The sequence below is a fragment of the Bilifractor porci genome (assembly GCF_009696005.1).
In the GTDB taxonomy this organism is placed as follows: Bacteria; Bacillota; Clostridia; order Lachnospirales; family Lachnospiraceae; genus Bilifractor; species Bilifractor porci.
Genome location: NZ_VUMV01000004.1, coordinates 1 through 22912, shown reverse-complemented (window position 1 = coordinate 22912; position 22912 = coordinate 1). Strand labels below are relative to the sequence as shown.

Here is a 22912-nt window from a genome sequence, read left to right as displayed (position 1 = left end):
GCGGGCTTGTCCCGCCCCGTGGAGGAATTATGTCAGACATACCAAAAAGCAAACGCGCCTGGTCTAAGCTCGAGGCCCTCGACAAGGCGATCACGATCCGCGGAGAACTGAGCCGGGAGCTCCTCATAAGTTTCGGGCTCAGTGAAAAGCATATCGACGCGGCCGTGAAGAAAGCGACGAAAGGGCTCCAGGGCGAGGAGAAGGATATCCTCGCGTCAAAGATCCGGGAAATGTACGCCGGGTTCATTCCGTGGTTTATTGAACGGCATCGGAACCGCGTCGACGATCTCGCCGGCGACATTGAAGCACATATCCGCGGCGCGAATAAGATCTGGCCGGTTTGGAAATTTGAATACGACGACCGCCGTCAGGAATGGAACGAAGCACTCAAGGCTTGCGATCGACTCCAAGGCGAGCTCCAGTTCATCGCGGAGCAGCTCCCGGCCGACAAAAATCGGTACAAGAGCATCGTCCTCGAGATCGACGACCTCGACAAAATGATTAAAAAGATCCGGCAGTCGGACAACCGGTTCCTCCCGCACTTAAAAGCGTAACTAATGCGGGTGCTCTTTGTACGTGCAGTCCTCGACGAATTTCTGCAATGTCAACAACAACGGCAATGCGAACAACTGGAACGCCTCGAACGTCATCGGGGTCCGGCCGGATTTCACAGCCCCGCACCTGGGCAAGTTTCCACGCGGGGAAATGGGAAAGGAAAGAGCATCCGTTCGCCTGGAGATCTCCAGACGATAAACCTCAATCATGACGCCGCCGGTTACGACCGCCGCGGCTCTCAGCATGGTTTTATGATTGTATTTTTTGACATGAATGCCCTCTATGAGGGCGGCACAAAGGCGATGCGCGGGAGCAAGTTCAAGCAGACGACTCAGCGCTACCGCTGCAATCAATTACTGGAAACAGCACGACTCGCGGACGACCTTGAGAAAGGAACCTACGAGCCACAAACCGGGCACAAGTTCCTCATCAGTGAACGAGGCCATGCCCGGTACATATCGAGCAACGTAATGAGGGACAAAAGTCTCTACCACGTTTTATGCGATGACGTCCTAACGCCCGCGGCTGCTAAGTTTCTCATCTTTGACAACTCGGCAAGCCAAAAGGGCAAGGGCGTCGACTTTGAACGCCGACGCCTCGTCGAGCATCTCCGCCGCTATTATGCGACGCACGGAACGAACGGCGGGTGGATCGAGCTCTTTGATTTCTCGGGCTATTACGCGAACATCCGGCATTCGGTGTGCCTCGCTGACACAGGCACGCTGCTCATTAAGGCCGATGTCGATCCGGAGACCGTGGCCTACACGATCCGGCTCTTGCGGAAAATATTCAAGACCTACGAGGTCGACGTCTCCCGGTTCACCGAGGACGAGATCCGGAGGTTCATGACCGATAAGGTCGACCCGCTCATCAATGCGAACGTGCCCGGCGCCGAGCTCACCGGCCGGCGCTATCTACCAAAGGGCGTCGACATCGGAGCGCAACCGTCTCAGAACGTCGGGATCTCGTTCCCGATCCCTTGGGACAACTACGCGAAGATCGTCCAGGGCGAAAAGCTCTACGCCCGGTACACCGACGACTCCTACGCGATCAACGAGGACCGGGACGACCTGGAGGAGCTGCGTGCGGGTCTCTCAGACACCGCCGCCCGGCAAGGGCTCATCGTAAACGTGAAAAAGACAAGGATCACAAAAATCAGCAAACCGTTCCGACACCTCCAGGTGTCGTACCGACTGACCGAGACCGGGAGGATCGAGCGCCGGATCAATCCGAAAGCGATCACCCGGGAGCGGAGAAAACTCAAGGCATATAAGAGACTCCTCGAGGCGGGTCGTCTTGAGTACCCCGCGATAGAAAACGCCTTCAAGTCGTGGCTCGGTGGGCACTATAAGTATATGACCCACGGGCAGATCTATCAGCTCGCGAGCCTGTTTTATGAATTGTTCGGAAGGAGGCCAACATGGCGAAAAGGACATTCACGATTGTTTTGGATGATGACACACAGATTAAGAGCCTCGAGCTCAACGGGAACAGCTTTATAAGCAAAACCGAGCTCAAGGCGGCCGACATCGAGGGCAAGCTCTCCAAGGTGACGCTCAAAGGATCCGACGGATCCATCGAAGAGCACGGACAGATGACCCTCGTTCAGATTACTCAGGACGGCGGCAAGTGGTGGCTCTGCCTCCGCGATCTGACCGACGCGGAGATCCAGGCCGCCGCGCTCAAGTCTCAGCTCACCGACGCAAACAACGCGATCGCCGAGCTCACCGAGCTCATCGCGTCGATCTCACAGTAAAAGGAAGGGAGGTAGCATAACATGATTACATTCACACAGAATAGCGGCCTCGTTCGTATCTGGGGCCGTCGAGTCATCGCCGGGACGTGCACTCTGGAGGACGTCCCTAAGCTCAGCAATCTCCAGGAGGCCGTCAAAGAATATGTCAATGCAAACACCGACAAGGATTAACCTCACCGAGCTCGCGATGATACAGCAAGAAACGATCACAAAGCAGTCGCGGATCATTGCGCGGCTGCTTAATGAGGTCGCTATGTTTCGGGAGCTCACTCAGGCCGAGGAAGAATACGCGGCGGCGTTTCACACGGAGGAGGGAGAAACATGACTCCATTTTGGCAAAATATCACGATCGCGATCGTCTCGGCACTGGGCTCGGGCGGCTTTGTCTCGCTCGTTCAGTTTTTCGTAACTCGACACGACAAGGCAAAGGAAAAAGAGGACGAGGAGCAAAGCGAAACAAGCAAGATGATCCTCGCTCTCGGACACGATAAGATCGCATACCTCACGCGCAAGTTCATCCGCCGCGGAGGGATCACACAAACAGAGATGGCAAACCTCGCCGGCTTATATGCTCCATACCGTGCAATGGGCGGAAATGGAGACGGGAAGGCCGGCTATGAGGCTTGCGAAAAGCTGCCGATCATCGCCGACGACGAGGCGGATCGGCGCGACATTGAGATCAAGCGAAAGGAGTATGAGCTATGACCATGAAAAATGAAACCTATGACAAACTGAAATGGATCGCTCAGATCGCGCTGCCGGCAGCGGCTACACTTTACGCCGCTCTCGCCGGGATCTGGGGTCTCCCGCACGGCACCGAGATCACCGGAACGATCTCAGCGGTCGACGTGTTCCTGGGCGCTCTGCTCGGAATTTCGACCAAGAACTACAACAAGGGAGGCGAATAATATGATTATTGACGTATCTGAACACAACGGGGTGCTGAACTGGGAAAGTCTGAAAACACAGATCGAGGGCGCAATCATCCGGTGCGGATATGGCTCGAACATAACAGCCCAGGACGATAAGTACTGGGCCCGCAATGTTTCTGAATGTGAACGCCTCGGGATCCCTTACGGTGTATATCTCTATTCCTACGCGGCGACCGAAGCGGCAGCACGTTCCGAAGCTGAGCACGTTCTCCGCCTAATCAGCGGACACAACCCTGAGCTCCCGATCTTCTACGATCTCGAGGAGGCAAAGTACGGAACGGCGGCGCGTGCCAATTACTATGCCTTTGAGCATGAAATTAAGGCCGCCGGTTTCCGCTGCGGACTGTATACCGGGGAGTATTACTATAATCAGTACATGCACGGAACGGCGGCGGACTACCGATGGATCGCAAAGTACGGAACAAATAACGGGCAGCCTCAGAAAAAGCCGACACTGTCAGACGGTGCGAATTATCAGCTCTGGCAGTTCACGTCGAAATGGATGAATCAGAACATGGACGCCTCCGAGATCATCGACCGAAGCGTGTTTGCTACTACGACAGCGGCAGCGGTCAAGAAATCCGTCGATGAGATCGCGGCCGAGGTCATTGCGGGCAAGTGGGGCAACGGAACGGACCGCAAAAACCGCCTCCAGGCGGCCGGCTATGACTACAACGCCGTCCAAGCTTGCGTTGACTCTAAACTTTCCGCAAGCGTGAAAAAGAAGTCCGTCGACGAGGTCGCCCGTGAAGTCATCGCGGGCAAGTGGGGCTCCGGTGTCGACCGTCGCAATCGTCTCGCCGCGGCCGGCTATGACTACAACGCCGTCCAGAGCCGCGTAAACGCATTGCTCTCAGGCGGATCCAAAGCACCGAGCAAGTCCGTCACAGAGATCGCCCGCGAGGTCATCGCCGGCAAGTGGGGCAACGGATCAGAACGCCGCAGACGTATTCAGGCGGCCGGCTATGACTACAACGCCGTGCAATCTGAGGTCAATCGTCTGTTAAAGAGATGAGTGCGGTCATTACGGCCGCGGCGATCGTTGCCGGTCTCGGCGTTATCTCGTGGATCGGCGCGGCGGTCATCGCTCAGGCGCTCAATAATACGCTCGAATGACATGAAGAAAACGCCGACGCAACCGCGCCGACGTTTTAGCGGCGGCAAGGCTCCCGGGAGCCGACCCGCCGCCTTTTTTATGCCGCGTGACTAAATGGGACAATAAGTATATAATATTTTCCATACACGAACGGTTTGCCGGGGGTTCGGATACCATTCCGACTGCTCCATCTGATAAGCCCGGAGCTTTCCTTTATTTAGAAAGGGTTCCGGGCTTCTTCTATGCACTCATCCGGCAAATATCCGGCATATCTGGCATTTCCGGGCATTTCAGGCCTTGTTACGTTTTTCATGCGGTCTTTGGACTTTTCTTTTGTTTTTTTATGCCTTCTGTCCGGTTTTTCTGTTGGCGCGCTTTTGACGCGCGAATTCTTGTACCGCATTGTTGGAGCGCTCTTTTAGGTGAATGAATACGGAAAGGAAAAAGCCGTAGAAATGAGCATTGCATTATAACCGGTATCTTTGTAAAATATGGGACTGGGACAGCCGGGACAGATGTGTAGGAACCTCCGCTGTCCGGTATGTCGCATCTGAAGGTAAGCATGAAAAAGAGGAGGAGAAAACAACATGAAACTAGCTTATTCCGTTGAGGAGAAGCCGCCGTTTAAGAAAAACCTGGTGTATGCGTTCCAGCAGCTTCTTGCCATTATTGCGGCTACGCTTCTGGTGCCTGCGCTGGTCAATCTGGGAACTGCCGGCGGGACAGAGGTGACCATGAGCCAGCCCGCGGCGCTGTTTGGGGCAGGGGCGGGAACCCTTTTATATGTGTTCTGTACAAAAAAACGCAGCCCGATTTTTCTGGGAAGCTCCTTTGCCTTTATTTCTCCCCTGATCGGTGCCTGTTCTTTCGGCTATTTCGGAATTTTTCTGGGAGCCGTCTTTGCCGGCGCGGTTTATGTCATTCTTGCCGTAATTATCGCATTTGTCGGGACAAAGTGGGTGGACAGGCTGATGCCTCCCGTTATCATCGGCCCTACGGTTGCCCTGATCGGACTGAGTCTCTGTACCTCCGCAGTCAGCAACCTGAACAATACGTCCAGCGGTGACTACAACCTGATCGCGATTCTCTGCGGCCTGATTGCCTTTCTGGTTACGGTTGCGGCTTCCGTCTACGGGGGCAGCCATATCCGGATGATCCCGTTTATCATTGGTATTCTTGCGGGGTATCTGGTGGCGTCTGTCTTTACCGTGATCGGCAGGGCGGCCGGGATTCCTTATCTGCAGATTGTCAATTATACGCCGCTGGCAGATAATTTCCGGAATCTTTCCGCCGCAAGCTTCTTCAGCGTACCGCAGTTCACATTCCTCGGAATGCTGGAAAACGGCACAAAGTCGCTGGGCGGTGCTGTCGGTGTCGCCAATGTCCTTCTTCTGTTCGCCCCGGTGGCGCTGGTCGTTTTTGCGGAGCACATTGCCGACCACGAGAACCTCAGCACGGTAATCGGGCGCAACCTGATCAAAGATCCGGGACTTCACAGAACGCTTCTGGGAGATGGGCTCGGCTCTATTCTGGGTTCTTTCTTCGGCGGATGTCCGAACACCTCTTACGGGGAAGCAATCGGCTGCGTGGCGATTACAGGTGACGCGTCCATCTACACGATCATCCTGACCGCAGTCCTCTGCCTTCTCTGCTCGTTCTTCACGCCGTTTGTGGCATTTGTCAATACCATTCCTGTCTGTGTCATCGGCGGAATCTGCATTGCCCTGTACGGATTCATTGCCGTCAGCGGACTGAAAATGATCCAGAAGGTGGATCTGGATGATAACCGCAACCTGTTTGTGGTCAGCACCATTCTGGTGCTCGGCATTGGCGGTCTGACGCTGGATTTTGTCCGTATCCAGATCACCAGTATCGCCACCGCGCTGCTGATGGGAATTCTGGTTAATCTTGTTCTGCACCGCGGGGATAAAAAAGAAAATACAGCGAAATCAGAAAAGCAGGAATAACGGCTTTCTTCTGTTTCCGTCAGGCTGCCGCATGAAAAGACGACCCGTCATGCGGCGGTCTTTTTTTAATCTTTTTTTCACACTTTTGGGCTGGTGTTTAATCGCAAACGGAGGTATACTGGGGAACGTACAGCGTGTTAGCCAACCATGCGGTTGGTTGCTAACCGCTTCGCGGAACGGGCGGCAGCCTCTGCTGGAAAACGGGGCGGATTCGGTGTACAATCATTAAATAATGTGATACCAGGGGCAAAAATTTGGGGTCAAAATACCTTTTGACCCCAACATCATGAAAAGAGGACTACTTATGGGCGATACAGAAAAAAAAGATAAGAAAAAGGAAAAAACAATCTGGGATAAGTCGGATGAAAAGAAGCTGGAGGAATTCTGTGAGGATTACCGGGTCTTTCTTTCTTCCCATAAGACAGAACGGGAAAATGTATCCGGAATGGAGGAAGGGCTGAAAACGGCCGGTGCCAGAAGCCTTCCGGAAGCCATCCGGGAAGGCAGAAGCCTTTCGGCAGGAGAACTGGTCTACGCGGATATGATGGGCAAGTCCCTGATGATCGTCCGGATCGGGAAAAAACCGATTGCGGAGGGTATCCGCCTTCTGGGAGCCCACATTGACTCCCCGAGACTGGATCTGAAGCAGCATCCGCTCTACGAGGACACAGATCTGGCCATGCTGGATACGCATTATTACGGCGGAATCAAAAAATATCAATGGGTCACGCTTCCTATGGCGCTCCACGGAGTGATTGTGAAGAAGGACGGAACGGCGGTGCAGGTCTGCATCGGCGAAGATCCGGACGATCCGGTATTCGGATGCAGCGACCTGCTGATTCACCTGGCGGGACGCCAGATGTCCAAAAAGCTTTCGGAAGGAGTGGAAGGTGAAAAACTGAATGTACTGGTCGGCAGCCGTCCGCTGAAGGATTCCGACGAGGAAAACGCGGTAAAGGCCAATGTTCTCCATATTCTGAAGAAAAAATACGATGTGAAGGAAGAGGATCTTGTTTCCGCGGAGATCGAGGTGGTTCCGGCAGGACCGGCCAGAGACTACGGACTGGACCGCAGCATGATTATGGGCTACGGACAGGATGACAAGGTATGCGCGTATCCCTCCTACCGCGCCATTCTGGATCAGAAGGATCCGGAGTACACAAGCATCTGCCTTCTGACAGACAAGGAAGAGATCGGAAGCGTCGGGGCGACGGGAATGCATTCCCGCTTTTTCGAGAATACACTGGCGGAGGTCATGAACCTGCAGGGATGCTACAGTGAGCTGGAGCTGCGCCGCGTGCTCTGCAAAACAAGAGTGCTGTCCTCCGATGTGAGCGCAGGATTCGACCCGAACTATCCGGACGTGATGGAAAAGAATAACTGCGCGTATCTGGGCAGGGGGCCTGTGTTCAATAAATACACCGGAGCGAGAGGAAAGAGCGGGTCCAACGACGCCAACGCGGAATACATCGCGTTTCTCCGCAGCCTTCTGGACAAGGAGGACATCATCTATCAGACTTCCGAGCTGGGCAAGGTGGATGAAGGCGGCGGCGGAACGATCGCCTACATCCTGGCGAACCTCGGCATGGAGGTGATTGATTTCGGCGTAGCGGTCCTGAATATGCACGCCCCGTGGGAAATTACCAGCAAGGCGGATATTTACGAGACCTACCGCGCGTACCGGGCGTTTCTGAAATGAAACACCCATGCCCTGCAGGCGGGAACCGGAAAGGATAGATTAAGAAGTATCATCCGGGCATGCACCGCAGGCAGGCGCTCAAGAAGCGCAAGTCCGTGCGTCCGGATTTTTGGAGGGGCGGACGGACACGGAATGATTTTCAGGAGAGTACAGGAACATGCATGACAGACTGACAAAGCAGGATATCGAAAAAATGCAGGAGGAGATTGACCACCGCAAGACGGTAGTCCGTCCCCAGATTCTGAAAGAAGTGCAGGAGGCCCGCGCGCAGGGCGACCTGAGCGAGAACTTTGAATACCATGCCGCCAGAAAGGCCAAGGGAGAGAATGACAGCAGGATCCGCTATCTGGAGAATATGATCAAGACGGCCGTTCTGGTTACGGACAATTCCGAGGATGACCAGGTCGGCATGGATAAACAGGTGACCGTCTATTTTCCCGATGACGACGAGACCGATGTGTTTAAGATTGTCACGACCGTCCGCGGCAATTCGCTGAAAGGCTACATTACCCCGGAATCTCCGCTTGGCAGAGCGGTCATGGGACACAGAGCCGGAGAGACGGTTCATGTACAGGTGAATGACAGCGTGGGATACGATGTGGAGATTAAAAAGGTTGAGGCGGGAACCGAGGACGGGGATTCCATCCGGAGTTTCTGACGTACGCGTCAGTCATTCCGCACAGCATCTGCTCCATTCTGGGAATGAAGACCCGAAATAAAAAGAATAATTTTAGAAAGGATTTTTGAATGAAAGAAGTTAAGAACAATAAAAGACCTCTGATTTTCTACTATGTTCTGGCCATGATTGTCCTTCTTCTTCTGAATCTGCTCCTGGTTCCCAAGATCAACAGCGCGCAGATCGAGGACTCCACTTACGGAAACTTTCTCGAAATGCTGGATAAAGGAGAGGTGAAGGAGGTTCAGGTAGACAGCCAGGACAGCGTGATCTACTTCACAGACGGCTCCGGACAGAAATATCAGACCGGCCTGATGAATGACTATAAGCTGGTGGACCGGCTGTATGACGCGGGCATCACCGATTTTGAGACACCGATCGTGCAGCAGATGTCGCCGGTACTCAGCTTTATTCTGAGCTGGATTCTTCCGATTGTCGTCATCTATTTCCTCGGCATGCTGCTTATGCGGTCTGTTCAGACAAGAATGGGCGGCGGCATGGGTGATGCCATGAGCTTCGGAAAGAGCAATGCGAAGGTCTATATCAAGTCGGAGACAGGAATCAAATTTAAGGATGTCGCCGGAGAGGATGAGGCCAAGGAGCTTCTGCAGGAGATTGTGGATTTCCTGCACAATCCTGCCAAATATACAGAGATCGGAGCGAAAATGCCGAAGGGCGCCCTGCTGGTAGGGCCTCCCGGAACAGGCAAAACCCTGCTGGCCAAGGCTGTCGCCGGAGAGGCAGAAGTTCCGTTCTTCTCCATTTCCGGTTCGGAATTTGTGGAGATGTTTGTCGGCATGGGCGCCGCGAAGGTCCGTGACCTGTTCAAGCAGGCGAACGAGAAGGCACCCTGTATCGTATTTATTGATGAGATCGATACCATCGGCAAAAAGCGTGACGGCTCCGGTTTTGCCGGAAATGACGAGCGGGAGCAGACCCTGAACCAGCTGCTGGCAGAGATGGACGGATTTGATGCCAGAAAAGGTGTTGTTATCCTGGCAGCCACAAACCGTCCGGATTCTCTGGATCCGGCGCTCCTGCGTCCGGGCCGTTTTGACCGGAGGATTCCGGTTGAGCTTCCGGATCTGAAGGGAAGAGAGGAGATCCTGCGTCTGCACGCCAAGAAGATCAAGATCTCCGATAACGTAGATTTTAATGCCGTAGCCCGCACGGCCTCCGGCGCCAGCGGCGCAGAGCTGGCCAACATGATCAACGAGGCTGCGCTGCGCGCGGTCCGTGACGGAAGAAAATTTGTCACACAGAATGACCTGCTGGAGAGCGTAGAAGTTGTCATTGCCGGATACCAGAAGAAGAACAAGGTCCTTTCCAATAAGGAGAAGCTGATCGTAGCCTATCATGAGACAGGACATGCCCTGGTGGCGGCGATGCAGACACACTCGGCTCCGGTTACCAAGATTACCATCATCCCAAGAACATCCGGGGCGCTCGGCTACACCATGCAGGTGGACGAGGGCGAGCACAACCTGATGAGCAAGGAGGAGCTGGAGAACCGTATCGCCACCTTCACGGGCGGCCGTGTGGCAGAGGATCTGGTGTTCCATTCCATCACCACAGGAGCTTCCAACGATATCGAACAGGCCACAAAAATGGCGCGGGCAATGATTACCCGGTTCGGTATGAGCGAAGATTTCGGAATGGTTGCCATGGAAACCGTCAGCAACAAGTATCTGGGCGGAGATACCTCCCTTTCCTGTTCCGAACAGACGGCGGGAAAGATCGACCAGATGGTTGTCGCCCTGGTGCAGAAGGAATACAGCAAGGCGGAAAAGATTCTTTCCGAAAATATGGGCAAGCTGCATGAGCTTGCGAAAGATCTGTATGAGAAGGAGACCATTACCGGCGAAGAGTTTATGGACATCCTGAACCGGGAGCCGGAGGCGCTTCCGGAGGTAAAATACGTAGATAAAAAAGAAAACGGCGCGGCAGAGGAAGGAACTGCGGACGAAGCCGGTTCTGCGCCGGATCAGAACTGACAGATTTCGCGCGAAAGAACTATATCGAACGGAATTGCGATAATTCTCCGGGAATTTACCCTGTTTTTCAAAACAAAGGTGTAAGTTCCCGGAGTTTTGCGTTATACTTTGGGGTATGGAAAGGAAAAATGAAAAAGAGGCAGGAAGGCAGGAAGAGAAAATGAAAAGCATGGCGGACGTGGTCTATGATTATATGGACTGGGCGGAAATCGAAGCGGTGACCTACTCGGAAGAATCAGCTCCACGCGGCATTCTGGGTCCGAGACCGGTGAAAGAGGGCATTCTGGTTCAGGCCTTCTTTCCGGGGCGGAGCAGGGCGGATATCCGCACGCCGGACGGCAGACTGACTCCCATGTATCTGGAAGACGAGTCCGGCTTTTTTGCGGGCATTATCCCGGCCGGGAAAAGCGGGAGAATTCCCCGGTACCGGTTTGTGCTCTATGATGCGGAGGGCAGGGAGGACAGGGAATTTGCGGATGCCTACGCGTTCCCCTGCCAGATTACCGAGAAGGAAGAGAAGAAGTTCCAGGAGGGAACCTGGTACGATGCCGCAGAGACCCTGGGCGCCCATATCCGGACAGTCCGCGGGGTTAAGGGCACGTACTTCGCGGTGTGGGCGCCGAATGCCCTCCGCGTATCCGTGGCAGGAGACTTTAATCATTGGGACGGACGGTATTTGCAGATGAACCGAACCGCCTCCGGCATCTTCGAGCTTTTTGTGCCGGGAGTGGGAGAAGGTGCCCTGTATAAATATGAACAGAAGCTGAAAACAGGCCTGGTTTATCTGAAGGCGGATCCCTTTGCGGCGCAGTCGCAGAAAGCGCCGGAAAACGCGTCGGTGGTCCGGGAACCGGCGCATGCCTGGCAGGACGACGCCTGGATGGAAAAAAGAAAAAAGAACGGCAGCGGCACAGCGGCGCCTATGGCTGTCTACGAGGCGCACCTGGGATCCTGGCAGAAAAAAGCGGACGGGACGCCCTTAGGGTACAGGGAGCTGGCGCAGGAACTTCCCGCGTATGTCGGGAAAATGGGCTTTACGCACGTGGAGTTTACACCCGTCATGGAGTATCCGGACGATGCCTCCCTCGGCTATGCCACGAGCGGTTATTTTGCTCCTACCAGCAGATACGGCTCGTCGGAGGATTTCATGTCGCTGGTGGACGCCTTCCATCAGGCGGGCATCGGTGTGATTCTCGACTGGGTTCCCGCGTTTTTTGCCAGAGGGAATGAGGGACTGTCGTCTTTCGACGGGACCTGCCTCTATGAGCATCTGGACCCCCGGCAGGGCGTTCATCCGAAGTACGATACGCTCATCTTTAATTACGGGCGGAAGGAAGTGGTCAGCTTTTTGCTGTCCAGCGCCCTGTTCTGGCTGAAAAAATATCACGCGGACGGACTTCGGATTAACGATGTTTCTTCCATGCTGTATCTGGACTACGGCCGTCCTGCGGGAGGATGGGTGGCAAACAGATACGGCGGAAATGAGAACCTGGAGGCGGAGGAATTCCTGCAGAAACTGAATACCGTGATCGCGAAGGAATGCCCCGGTACCGTCACTGTGGCGGAGGAAAACACCGGATGGCCGCTGGTCACCGGACCCGTCAGGGAGCAGGGGCTCGGATTCACTTATAAGTGGAATAACGGCTGTCTGGACGATTACATGAATTATATCCAGCTGGATCCGCTGTTCCGGGGGCAGCATCAGGACAGCCTGACCTTCAGCATGGCCTACATGTACAGCGAGAGGTTTATGCTCAGCCTGGATCATTCCAGAATACAGGAGGAGGGCGCTTACCTGAAGCTGATGCCGGGCTACAGGGAGAGCCTGAAAATGGCAAACCTGCGCCTGACACTTTCCTATATGCTGGTTCATCCGGGAAAGAAACTGCTGTTCATGGGAACAGAATTCGGTCAGTCCGGCAGATGGAATCCGGAGGAACAGCTGGACTGGAAGGAGTGCGCGGAGCCGCTGCACGCGGCCATGCAGGACTGCACACGGACCCTGCTCCGGCTGTACCGCAGCCAGCCGGCTCTCTATGAAGAGGACTTTTCCGCGGACGGCTTTGAGTGGATTGACAATCTGGACTGGCAGAGAAACCTGCTTATCTTCCTCCGGAGGAGCAGGGACGGGAAAAACACGCTGCTGGCAGTGTGCAATTTCTCCAATGTAGAGTACGATGATTTCCGCGTGGGAGTCCCGAAGGCGGGAAAATACAAGGAAATCTTTAATAGTGATGCGGTAGCCTTCGGCGGCAGCGGGGCGGTCAATCCGCGGGTAAAAGCAAGTCGGCCGATCGAGGCGCATGAGCGGGAAAACTCCATCAAGGTAAAAATTCCCCCTCTCGGAGTCTCTGTCTTTGCCCTCCGGGAAAACGGATGAAGGGCAGCGGCGCGGAAACGGAAAAAAGCAGAGTTTTCCTGCGATTTTCCTGCGGTTTACGCAGAAAAAACTTGCATTTACAGGCACGGTATGATAGAGTTGTCAAGATGAATAGTTGATTACTGTAAGAGTGGGTGTCTACCCACTCTTCTTTGTTGTTTTCTGCTGTCTGACTGGAACCGGATACCAGAAGGGGTTTGCGGATACGCGGATACGGAAAGACCGGTTCCGGAGAACGAGGTGAGTGTATGGCAAAATCCGAAAATATCGAGAGGCGCACGGAAGAGCTGGTGACGCCGATTCTGGAGGAACTTCACATGGAGCTGGTCGATGTGGAGTACGTAAAGGAGGCAGGCACCTGGTATCTGCGGGTCTACTGCGACAAAGAGGGCGGCATCACGGTGGATGACTGTGAAACCATCAGCCGCGCCCTGGAGAAAAAACTGGACCAGGAGGATTTTATTCCGGATGCCTACATCCTGGAGGTGAGCTCTCCCGGACTGGGACGCCCGCTGAAAAAAGAAAAGGATTTTGCCCGTGCCGTCGGAAAAGAAGTGGAGATCCATACCTTCCGGCCGGTAGAGCATGAAAAAGAGTTTATCGGATACCTGAAGGCTTATGGTCCTGATACGGTGACCATTGCAGATGATGACGGAAACGAGCTGGTGCTGGAGAAAACCAATCTGGCGCTGATCCGGATGGCTGTCCGGTTCTGAAACCTAAAACGGGACGGCAGTAAAAAACGGAATAATAAGATTGTTCAACAGGAGGACAGGAAAAAAACATGAATACAGAGTTACTTGAAGCATTGAATATTCTGGAGAGAGAAAAGAATATCAGCAAGGATACTCTTCTGGAGGCAATTCAGCAGTCTCTGCTTTCTGCCTGCAAGAAAAACTTCGGGACAGCTGACAATGTGACGGTTTCCATTGATCCGGATACCTGCGATTACCACATTGTCGCAAAAAAAGAAGTAGTTGAAAACGTGGATGACGCGGTAGAGCAGATCAGCCTGGAAGACGCGCAGAAGATTGACAGCTCCCTCCAGGTCGGCGATATCGCTTCCGTTGAAATCCAGTCCAAAGACTTCAAGAGAATTGCGACGCACGACGCCAAGAACGTCATCCTCCAGAAAATCCGCGAGGAGGAGCGCAGGTCGCTCTACAATCAGTATTTTGAAAAAGAACATGATGTGGTTACCGGTGTGGTGCAGCGCTATATCGGAAGAAACGTCAGCATCAACCTGGGAAAAATCGACGCTCTTCTTACCGAGAATGAGATGGTCCGCGGCGAGACATTAAAGCAGAACGAGCGGGTAAAGGTTTATGTCCTGGAGGTCCGGGACACACCAAAGGGTCCCAAGGTCCTGGTTTCCCGCACGCATCCGGAGCTTGTCAAGCGGCTGTTTGAGGAAGAGGTCGCGGAAGTCCGCGAAGGCATCATCGAGATCAAGGCCATTGCCCGCGAGGCCGGTTCCCGTACAAAAATCGCCGTGTGGAGCAACGATCCGGACGTGGACGCGGTTGGAGCCTGCGTCGGTGTCAACGGTTCCCGTGTCAACACGATTGTAAGCGAGCTGAACGGAGAAAAGGTAGATGTGATCAACTGGGATGAGAACCAGGCATATCTGATTGAAAATGCCCTCTCTCCGGCTAAGGTAATCTCCGTCATGGTGGATCCGGATGAAAAAGCCGCCCTTGTCATTGTGCCGGATTATCAGCTTTCCCTGGCCATCGGGCGGGAGGGGCAGAATGCCCGTCTGGCCGCTCATCTGACACAGTATAAAATTGACATCAAGAGCGAGACCCAGGCAAGAGAAGAAGGAATCTTCGAGGAACTGGAGCAGAATTACGAAGAGGATGAATACGGCGAGCTGAAAGAAAAAGACAGCTTTGAAGAGGAAGAGGACTTCCAGGGAGATACAGGGCTGCCGGAAGAGAATCCGGAGGACGTTCCGGAAGAACCGGATGACGGGGAGCAGAATGCAGAAGACACGGATGGCGAAGGGCAGGATGCAGAAGACCCGGATGCCGAAGCGGAAGAATCATCCGGAGAACCGGCCGCGGCAGAGGAAGACGCCGAACAGTAAAAGGAGTGGTATAGATTGGGTACTGTCCGAAAAGAGCCCCTGCGTACCTGCGTAGGCTGCAGGCAGAGCAGGACCAAAAAGGAATTGATTCGTGTTGTCAGGACTCCGGAAGGAGAACTGGTTCTGGACGCCACCGGAAGAAAAAACGGCAGGGGCGCCTATCTGTGCAGAAACACGGAATGCCTGCAGAAAGCAAAAAAGAACAGAGGGCTTTCGCGCTCGTTGAACACGGATATTCCGGAAGAGATTTACGATGAACTGGAAAAGGAGCTGAGGAATTTTGAATAAGGAAAAAGCGGCATCGCTGCTGGGACTGGCCATGAAGGCCGGCCAGGTGGTATCCGGAGAATTTTCCGCGGAAAAAACCATCCGCTCCGGGAAGGCTCATCTGGTGATTCTTTCCGAGGACGCTTCGGAGAATACCCGGAAGAAATTTACGAATATGGCTGTCTGGTATAAGGTTCCCGTCACAGAATTTCTGCCGAAAGCGGATCTGGGAAGAAGAATCGGAAAAGGTGAGAGGTCCGTTGCGGCAGTCACCGATAAAAACCTGGCAGAAGCAATAAAGAAACAGCTGGGAATCCAGACAGAGGCATAAGAAAGGTCGGTGTTGGAATTTGGCGAAAATCAGAGTATTTGAGCTGGCAAAGGAACTAAATGTTGACGGGAAAGAAATCCTGGAATTTTTACAGAAAAAGGATAGGGAGGTAAAAAGTCAGTTGAGTTCTCTCGAAGAGGACAGCGCAAGGATTGTCCGGGAAAAATTCGGAAAAAAGACAGAAACCGGTTCGGCGGAAAAGGCAGGCGCCCCGGAGGCGCAAAAGAGCAGTGCTCCGTCCGACGCGGAAGGAAAGGGCAGGGCACAGGCGAAGGCCGGTGCGGAGACAGAGGCAGAGCCGAGGAAGAAAAAAAAGCTGATTGCCGTGTTCCACCCGCAGAACGCGACCAGTAAGGAAGGCAAGGCGCTGCATCGTCTGAACGCGGGAAGAAGCGGGCAGACGCAGGCAGGCAGGGAGCGCCGTCCGGGGAAACCCCAGAATAACCCGGCGCGCGGACAGAGGGACGGCTCCGCGGGAGCCGGGAACAGAACCGGTGAGCGTAAGCCGCCGCTTGTAAAAGTTCCCCGTCCGCAGCCGATGTTCCGGAACACAGAGCCGCCCAAGGCATTTTCCAAGCCGGTGAAGCACAGCAGACCCCAGGCGGAAGAGGAAAATACCGCTCCCAAGACAGGAATTACAAGTGCGGCAGAAGAAGCGGAAGCCGCCCCGAAGGATATCCGCGCAGAGGCAGGAATCCCGGCAGCAAGACAGGCAGCCGCTGTGCAGGAGACAAATGCTGCTGCAAAGGCACCGGAGACAAAGCCGGCAGCAGATGCCGCCAGAGCGGAGAATACCGTGGAATCCGGAGGAAAGACGGCGGAAAACCGTCCCCAGCGTGCCGAGCGTCCGCGCGGCGACCAGGGCAGAGGACGCTCTTACGGAAACCGCGACGGGCAGAAGTCCTTCAGCCGCGATGGCAGGCCTTCCTCCGGCGGGCGTGACGGCAGACCTTCTTACGGAAACCGCGACGGGCAGAAGTCTTTCAGCCGCGACGGAAGCCGTTCCTTCGGTAACCGCGACGGCAGGCCTTCCTCCGGCGGGCGCGACGGAAAGCCCTCTTACGGAAACCGCGACGGACAGAAGCCGTTTAACCGTGACGGAAGCCGCTCCTTCGGCAGCAGGGACGCCAGACCCGGACAGGGCAGAGGCGGGAGACCTGCGGCTGCGGCAGAGGCACCGGCAGATCTTTCGACCAAGAGAAGAGACGGCGGGCATAATAAGGATAAGGATAAAAACAAGGCGGAGCAGAGGGAAAACAAGTTCACCAGCGACCGGAAGAACGGGCGGAGCCAGAAGCAGCTGATCCCGAAGGCCCTGCAGAAGCCTGTCCACAAGCAGAAGGAAGAGAAAAAGGAAGAGGTAACGGAGATTAAACTTCCGGAGAAAATGACGATCCGCGAACTGGCGGAGAAGATGAAGATGCAGCCTTCAGAGATTGTCAAGAATCTCTTTATGAAGGGCGAAATGTACACGGTAAACCAGGAGATCGACTATGAAAAGGCCGAGGAAATTGCCCTGGAGTACGATATTATCGCCGAGCCGGAGGAGAAGGTCGATGTGATCGCCGAGCTTCTGAAGGAAGACGAGGAGGATGAGAAGGATCTCGTTCCGCGTCCTCCGGTTGTCTGCGTCATGGGTCATGTCGATCATGGTAAAACCTCTCTTCTGGACTACATCCGTAATACGCACGTGACCGACCGCGAGGCGGGAGGCATCACGCAGAATATCGGTGCCTACAGCGTCAAGGTGAGAGACCGGAAGGTAACGTTCCTGGATACGCCGGGACACGAGGCATTTACGGCCATGCGTATGCGCGGCGCGAAATCCACGGATATCGCGGTTCTTGTTGTGGCTGCCGATGACGGCGTGATGCCCCAGACCATCGAGGCGATTAACCATGCCAAGGCGGCGGGCATTGAGATTATTGTAGCGGTAAACAAAATTGATAAGCCGGGTGCGAATGTGGACCGCGTCAAGCAGGAACTGACCGAATACGGCCTGGTTGCGGAAGACTGGGGCGGCAGCACAATCTTTGTTCCGGTATCCGCAAAAACCGGAGAGGGTATCGATAACCTGCTGGATATGATTCTTCTTACCGCGGATATTCTGGAGCTGAAAGCAAATCCGAACCGCAAGGCAAGAGGACTTGTTCTGGAGGCAAAGCTGGATAAGGGCAAAGGCCCGGTGGCAAACGTCCTGATCCAGAAGGGAACCCTTCATGTGGGAGACTACATCGCCTGCGGTTCCGCTTCCGGAAAGGTTCGTGCCATGATGGATGAGAATTCCCGCCGTGTAAAGACTGCCGGTCCGTCTACTCCTGTGGAGGTGCTGGGACTGAATGATGTGCCGAATGCCGGAGAGGTTCTGGTGGCAACAGACACAGACAAGGACGCAAAGAACTTTGCGGCGACATTTATCTCGGAGAGCAAGAGCAAGCTTCTGGAAGACACCAAGTCCAGAATGTCTCTGGATGCCCTGTTCAGCCAGATTCAGGAAGGAAGCCTGAAGGAGCTGGATTTGATCGTCAAGGCGGATGTACAAGGCTCGGTAGAAGCGCTGAAGCAGTCGCTGCTTAAGCTCTCTAACGATGAGGTGGTCGTCAAGATCATTCACGGAGGTGTCGGTTCTATTACCGAGACAGACGTCACTCTGGCAGCGGCGTCCAATGCGATTGTAATCGGATTTAATGTCCGTCCGGATGCCACGGCTAAATCCATGGCAGACCAAGAGGGCGTGGATATTCGTCTGTACAAGGTCATCTATCAGGCGATTGATGATATCGAGGCAGCCATGAAGGGTATGCTGGAGCCGATTTACGAGGAGAAGGTAACCGGACATGCAGAGGTTCGCCAGCTGTTCAAGGCTTCCGGCGTGGGAACCATTGCCGGATCCTATGTCCTGGACGGCGTGATCCAGAGAGGCTGCAAGGTCAGAATCAGCAGGGACGACAAGCAGATTTTCGAGGGCGGCCTTGCCTCGCTGAAGCGGTTTAAGGACGATGTGAAGGAAGTAAAGGCCGGATATGAATGCGGCCTGGTATTTGACGGATTTAATGATCTGCAGGAAAATGACCAGGTAGAGGCCTATGTAATGGTAGAAGTTCCCCGCAGCAAATAAGCGGGGCAGGGTTCTGTTCCGGCATCTGCAGAGGAGGTTTTAGCTATGCGGAAAAACAGTGTAAAAAATGCGCGGATCAATGAAGCTGTCCGGGAAGAACTGAGCAGCATCATCCGGAATCTGAAAGACCCCAGGATTGCGCCGATGACATCGGTGACAAGCGCGGTTGTCGCAACAGACCTGAAGACCTGCAAGGTCAGCGTCAGTGTTTTGGGCACAGAGGAAGAAAAAGCCGATACCATGAAGGGGCTGGAAAGCTCCCGGGGATTTATCCGTCATGAGCTGGCCCGGATTCTGAATCTAAGGAATACGCCGGAGCTCAGCTTCGCCCTGGACGAGTCCATTGAGTACGGGGTGCGCATGTCAAAGCTGATTGATGATGTAATCAGCAAAGACGAGGAGGCAGAATCAGGGCGCGAAAAGGAAGAGGGCTGATCATATGAAGCAAAAAAACATCGGGGAATTCCTGAAGGGTGTCCGGATTGCAGCGGTTGCCGGCCATGTAAATCCGGACGGGGACTGTGTGGGAGCCTGTCTCGGCGTTTACAACTATATCAGGGATAATTTTCCGGAAACGGATGTGGACGTCTATCTGCAGAAGCCGCGGCAGGTGTTTCAATTCATGAACGGGTTTAATTCCATTCATACCGAGCTGATTCCCGGAAAACAGTACGACCTGCTGATCCTGCTCGACATCAGCAGCAGGGACCGGATCGGGGTGGCGGAGCCCCTGGTGGACGCGGCGGAGAAAACCCTCTGTTTCGACCACCATGTGACGAACAGAGGCTCCTACAGCTGGTTGTTTAATGTCCCGGAAATCAGTTCCACCTGCGAACTTGTTTTTTCCTTTATGGATGAGACAAAAGTCAGCAGGAACTGTGCGGAATGTATTTATACCGGCATCGTTCATGACACCGGGGTGTTCCAGTATTCCTCCACTAGTCCGGACACCTTGCGGGCGGCGGCGAAACTGATGGAAAAGGGAGTCCCGTTTTCCGAGATTATCGAGCGCACGTTTTTTGAAAAAACATATGTGCAGAACCAGCTTCTGGGTCGGTCGCTCATGGAGAGCATTCTGCTGTTCAACGGCAGGCTGATTATCAGCTACATGAGACAGCGGGACATGCGTTTTTACGGGGTCACCTCCGCGGACATGGAAGGTATCGTCTCGCAGCTGCGGAACACAGCCGGTGTGGAGGTTGCCGTCTTTATGTACGAGACGGATTCGGAGGTTTACAAGGTAAGCCTGCGCTCCCGTGAGACCGTGGATGTCAGTGAGATCGCCCAGCACTTTGGCGGCGGCGGGCACATACGGGCGGCGGGAGCGACCATGCAGGGCACCCCGCACGACGTAATTAACAACCTGACCTACTATATCGAAAAAGCCCTGTACCCGGAAAAAGAATAACGAGGGAGGAAAAAGACGTGTACGACGGTATTATCATTATCTGCAAGGAGCCGGGGTACACGTCTTTTGACGTTGTGGCGAAGCTCCGCGGCATCCTGAGACAGAAAAAGATCGGACACACCGGCACACTGGATCCTTCCGCGGAAGGAGTGCTCCCGGTCTGCCTGGGAACGGCGGCTAAAATGTGCGAGTTCCTTGCCGGAGAAACCAAAACCTACGAGGCAGTGCTGCTTCTGGGAAGAACCACGGATACGCAGGACACAGACGGAAAGATTCTTTCGGAGAAGCCGGTATCCTGCTCCGCGGAGGAAATCCGAAGGGCGGCGCTTTCCTTTCAGGGAGAGCAGCTGCAGGTTCCGCCCATGTATTCCGCCCTGAAAAAGAACGGTAAAAAACTGTACGAGCTCGCCAGAGCCGGCATCGAGGTGGAGAGGGAGCCCCGGAAGGTCGTCTTCTATGAAATAGAAGTCCTTTCCATAGACATCCCCAGGGTCCGGCTCCGTGTCACCTGCTCCCGCGGTACCTATATCCGGACCCTCTGCAGCGATCTGGGGGACAGGCTCGGCTGTGGAGGCTGCATGGAACATCTGGTCCGAACCAGGGTCGGAGAATTCTGCCTGGAGGACGCCAGAAAACTGGCGGATATACAGAAATTATCGGAAGAGGGAAAAACAGCCTCTGTCATTCTCCCGACCGATTACATGTTCCGCAATCTCCCGTCTGCTGTCTGCAGTCCGGAGGCGGACAGGCTGGTGCACAATGGAAACGCTGTTCCCGCGGACCTGCTTCAGATCAGGTCTCCGGAGGAAAGCTGCTGCAGCAGTCCGGAAGAGGAACATTTTTCGGACGGCGGCGGCCTGAGCCGGGCAGACGGATGCTTCTCTCACAGAAGCCCGGATGCGGGTCATTTTATAGACATGGACAGGGAAGATATCAGGGTCTACGATTCAGAGGGACAGTTTATCGGAATTTACCGGGAGTCCGGGGATCGGGTTTCAGAAGAAAAGAAGGACGTGGAATCCGTGGAGGTCTGTCAGAAATCCGGAGACAGGCCGGATCGGATTCCGGAGGAAAAGAGGGACGGAGAGTCCGGAGGACAGGATAAAATTTACCGGGTCCGCAGGATGTTCTACCGGCCGCAGGGATAAATTATGGAATTTGTAAAGAATTTAGCGGAGTATCAGTCAGAGCGCCCATGCGTGGTTACCCTGGGTAAATTTGACGGTGTTCACCGCGGACACAGGAAGCTGCTGAAAGAGGTGCGCAGGATTGCCCTGGAAAACCACTGGAAAGCGGGAGTGTTTACCTTTACGGTTTCCCCGCAGGTCCAGATGGGGCGCCGGGAAGCAAAAATGCTGATGACAAATGAAGAGAGGGAGAATCTTCTCCGGGATCTGGGCGTGGATCTTCTGGTGGAATGCCCGTTTACGGAAGAAATCAGGAGCATGGAGCCGGATCAGTTTATTCGTGAAGTACTCTTAAAAAGACTTCATGCCTCGGCCGTGGTAGCAGGAACCGACTTTCGTTTCGGGAAAGACCGGAAAGGGGATGCGGACTATCTTCTTGAGGCGGGAAAGAGCATGGGCTTTCATGTCTCTGTCATGCAGAAGGAGATGGACGGAGAGAGAGAAATCAGCAGCACCTACATCCGGGAAGAACTGGAAAAAGGCCATATGGAGAAGGTGCAGGAACTGATGGGAGGCCCGTATTTCATCACCGGCCCCATCATCCACGGACGCCATCTGGGACATTCTCTGGGATTCCCCACCATCAATCAGCGGCCCGCGCCGGAAAAAATGCTTCCGCCCCGCGGCGTCTATTTTTCCAGGACCTATGTCGGGGGTAAAGTTTATCAGGGAATATCGAGCCTCGGAGTAAAGCCGACAGTAAACAGCGGAAATGAAGAAGGGAACGAGACGTACCTGTTTGACTGTTCCCTGGACCTGTATGGCCAGGAGGCAAAAGTGGAATTCCTTTCCTTCCGGCGTCCGGAGGAGAAATTTGACTCCCTGGACGCGCTGAAGAATCAGATGAGTCTGGACATAGAATCGGCGGATCAGTTTTTTTCGTCCAGCCGTTTCAGCACCAGTTCATAGCCGTCATTTCCATATGTCAGAGACCGGTTCACGCGGCTGATCGTAGCCGTGGATGCGCCGGTCTGTTTGGAGATTTCCAGATAAGTTTTCTTTTCGCGGAGCATTCCCGCCACTTCAAAGCGCTGTGAGATGGAAAGAAGCTCATTAATCGTGCAGGCGTCCTCAAAAAAAGTATAGCATTCTTCCACATTTTTCAGAGTCAGAATCGCCCGGAACAGCTGGTCTACCGCCGGGTTATGAATATCCTTGCTCATGATCTGTATCTGTCCGCCTTTCTTCAGGTTCTCCGGCCCGGGTAAAATACCCCGGAAACTGTCCTGTGCCGGATTGGAATCATCGGTTTACTATTCAGAAGTTTAGCACACTAAAGCGAAAAAAACAATAGAAAGAGCGCTGTGTTACTCCGATGCGGATAACACAGCCGGGTTTTCAACAGTTGTAACTGAATAATACGTAACACCAAATGCCTTCCAAGCCGCAGAAATGCGACTTTTTTTGTGCTTAAAACTTGTCAAGCATTGAAAAAAAATGTTGTATATGTTGTGTCG

At 54.2% G+C, this 22912-nt stretch carries 22 protein-coding genes; 21 read left to right on the top strand and 1 reads right to left on the bottom strand.

The genetic code is table 11. The features are described 5' to 3' along the window. Positions 1-29 precede the first annotated feature (29 nt). The 21 genes from FYJ60_RS06615 to FYJ60_RS06510 all read left to right on the top strand — a co-directional run bounded on the left by FYJ60_RS06615 (position 30) and on the right by FYJ60_RS06510 (position 22364). Positions 30-554, top strand: a complete 525-nt coding sequence (locus tag FYJ60_RS06615; protein WP_154457888.1) for a hypothetical protein — start codon at positions 30-32, stop codon at positions 552-554. Positions 555-806: 252 nt separating this feature from the next. Beyond that, the gene (locus tag FYJ60_RS06610; RefSeq protein ID WP_154457887.1) at positions 807-2057 is read left to right on the top strand and encodes a reverse transcriptase family protein; all 1251 of its coding nucleotides are present in this window, start codon (positions 807-809) and stop codon (positions 2055-2057) included. Next, positions 1976-2311 (top strand): hypothetical protein, encoded by a 336-nt coding sequence (locus FYJ60_RS06605; RefSeq protein WP_154457886.1) that lies wholly within the window; start codon positions 1976-1978, stop codon positions 2309-2311. Before FYJ60_RS06610 ends, FYJ60_RS06605 begins: the two co-directional genes overlap by 82 nt. Positions 2312-2453: 142 nt before the next feature. After that, on the top strand, positions 2454-2636 hold the full coding sequence (locus tag FYJ60_RS06600) for a hypothetical protein (protein ID WP_154457885.1): 183 nt from the start codon (positions 2454-2456) through the stop codon (positions 2634-2636). Next, the gene (locus FYJ60_RS06595) at positions 2633-3016 is read left to right on the top strand and encodes a hypothetical protein (protein ID WP_154457884.1); all 384 of its coding nucleotides are present in this window, start codon (positions 2633-2635) and stop codon (positions 3014-3016) included. Before FYJ60_RS06600 ends, FYJ60_RS06595 begins: the two co-directional genes overlap by 4 nt. Then, entirely contained in the window at positions 3013-3219 is a 207-nt protein-coding gene (locus FYJ60_RS06590; protein ID WP_154457883.1) for a phage holin, read from the top strand. Before FYJ60_RS06595 ends, FYJ60_RS06590 begins: the two co-directional genes overlap by 4 nt. A gap of 1 nt (position 3220) precedes the next feature. Continuing rightward, a complete protein-coding gene (locus FYJ60_RS12625; RefSeq protein ID WP_235903355.1) occupies positions 3221-4258 on the top strand; it encodes a GH25 family lysozyme in 1038 nt (345 codons plus the stop codon). Positions 4259-4926: 668 nt separating this feature from the next. After that, positions 4927-6306 (top strand): uracil-xanthine permease family protein, encoded by a 1380-nt coding sequence (locus FYJ60_RS06575; RefSeq protein WP_154457882.1) that lies wholly within the window; start codon positions 4927-4929, stop codon positions 6304-6306. A 304-nt stretch (positions 6307-6610) separates the two neighbouring features. Continuing rightward, positions 6611-8005, top strand: a complete 1395-nt coding sequence (locus tag FYJ60_RS06570) for an aminopeptidase (protein ID WP_154457881.1) — start codon at positions 6611-6613, stop codon at positions 8003-8005. 157 nt (positions 8006-8162) lie between these two features. Next, a complete protein-coding gene (locus FYJ60_RS06565) occupies positions 8163-8663 on the top strand; it encodes a GreA/GreB family elongation factor (protein ID WP_154457880.1) in 501 nt (166 codons plus the stop codon). Positions 8664-8752: 89 nt separating this feature from the next. Continuing rightward, the gene (gene ftsH, locus FYJ60_RS06560) at positions 8753-10675 is read left to right on the top strand and encodes an ATP-dependent zinc metalloprotease FtsH (protein ID WP_154457879.1); all 1923 of its coding nucleotides are present in this window, start codon (positions 8753-8755) and stop codon (positions 10673-10675) included. A gap of 160 nt (positions 10676-10835) precedes the next feature. Further along, positions 10836-13055, top strand: a complete 2220-nt coding sequence (glgB, locus tag FYJ60_RS06555; protein ID WP_205839002.1) for a 1,4-alpha-glucan branching protein GlgB — start codon at positions 10836-10838, stop codon at positions 13053-13055. A gap of 248 nt (positions 13056-13303) precedes the next feature. Then, complete coding sequence (locus FYJ60_RS06550; protein ID WP_154457877.1) at positions 13304-13771, top strand: ribosome maturation factor RimP; 468 nt, start codon at positions 13304-13306, stop codon at positions 13769-13771. A gap of 68 nt (positions 13772-13839) precedes the next feature. Further along, on the top strand, positions 13840-15144 hold the full coding sequence (nusA, locus tag FYJ60_RS06545) for a transcription termination factor NusA (RefSeq protein ID WP_154457876.1): 1305 nt from the start codon (positions 13840-13842) through the stop codon (positions 15142-15144). Positions 15145-15159: 15 nt separating this feature from the next. Beyond that, the gene (gene rnpM / locus FYJ60_RS06540) at positions 15160-15432 is read left to right on the top strand and encodes an RNase P modulator RnpM (protein ID WP_154457875.1); all 273 of its coding nucleotides are present in this window, start codon (positions 15160-15162) and stop codon (positions 15430-15432) included. Next, positions 15425-15742, top strand: a complete 318-nt coding sequence (locus FYJ60_RS06535) for a L7Ae/L30e/S12e/Gadd45 family ribosomal protein (RefSeq protein WP_205839000.1) — start codon at positions 15425-15427, stop codon at positions 15740-15742. The genes rnpM and FYJ60_RS06535 overlap by 8 nt, the downstream gene beginning before the upstream one ends. A 19-nt stretch (positions 15743-15761) precedes the next feature. After that, positions 15762-18860: a translation initiation factor IF-2 gene (gene infB, locus FYJ60_RS06530; RefSeq protein WP_154457874.1), complete on the top strand. Its 3099-nt coding sequence runs from the start codon at positions 15762-15764 to the stop codon at positions 18858-18860. 45 nt (positions 18861-18905) lie between these two features. Next, positions 18906-19295 carry a 30S ribosome-binding factor RbfA gene (gene rbfA, locus FYJ60_RS06525; RefSeq protein ID WP_154457873.1) on the top strand — a complete coding sequence of 130 codons (390 nt, stop codon included), beginning with the start codon at positions 18906-18908 and terminating at the stop codon, positions 19293-19295. Positions 19296-19299: 4 nt separating this feature from the next. Continuing rightward, the gene (locus FYJ60_RS06520) at positions 19300-20268 is read left to right on the top strand and encodes a DHH family phosphoesterase (RefSeq protein WP_154457872.1); all 969 of its coding nucleotides are present in this window, start codon (positions 19300-19302) and stop codon (positions 20266-20268) included. A gap of 17 nt (positions 20269-20285) precedes the next feature. Beyond that, entirely contained in the window at positions 20286-21416 is a 1131-nt protein-coding gene (gene truB / locus FYJ60_RS12725; RefSeq protein WP_330579133.1) for a tRNA pseudouridine(55) synthase TruB, read from the top strand. Between the two features lie 3 nt (positions 21417-21419). Further along, the gene (locus tag FYJ60_RS06510) at positions 21420-22364 is read left to right on the top strand and encodes a bifunctional riboflavin kinase/FAD synthetase (protein ID WP_154457871.1); all 945 of its coding nucleotides are present in this window, start codon (positions 21420-21422) and stop codon (positions 22362-22364) included. Here FYJ60_RS06510 and FYJ60_RS06505 read toward each other — a convergent pair. Next, complete coding sequence (locus FYJ60_RS06505) at positions 22325-22618, bottom strand: YerC/YecD family TrpR-related protein (protein ID WP_154457870.1); 294 nt, start codon at positions 22616-22618, stop codon at positions 22325-22327. The genes FYJ60_RS06510 and FYJ60_RS06505 overlap by 40 nt on opposite strands. Between the last annotated feature and the right edge of the window lie 294 nt (positions 22619-22912).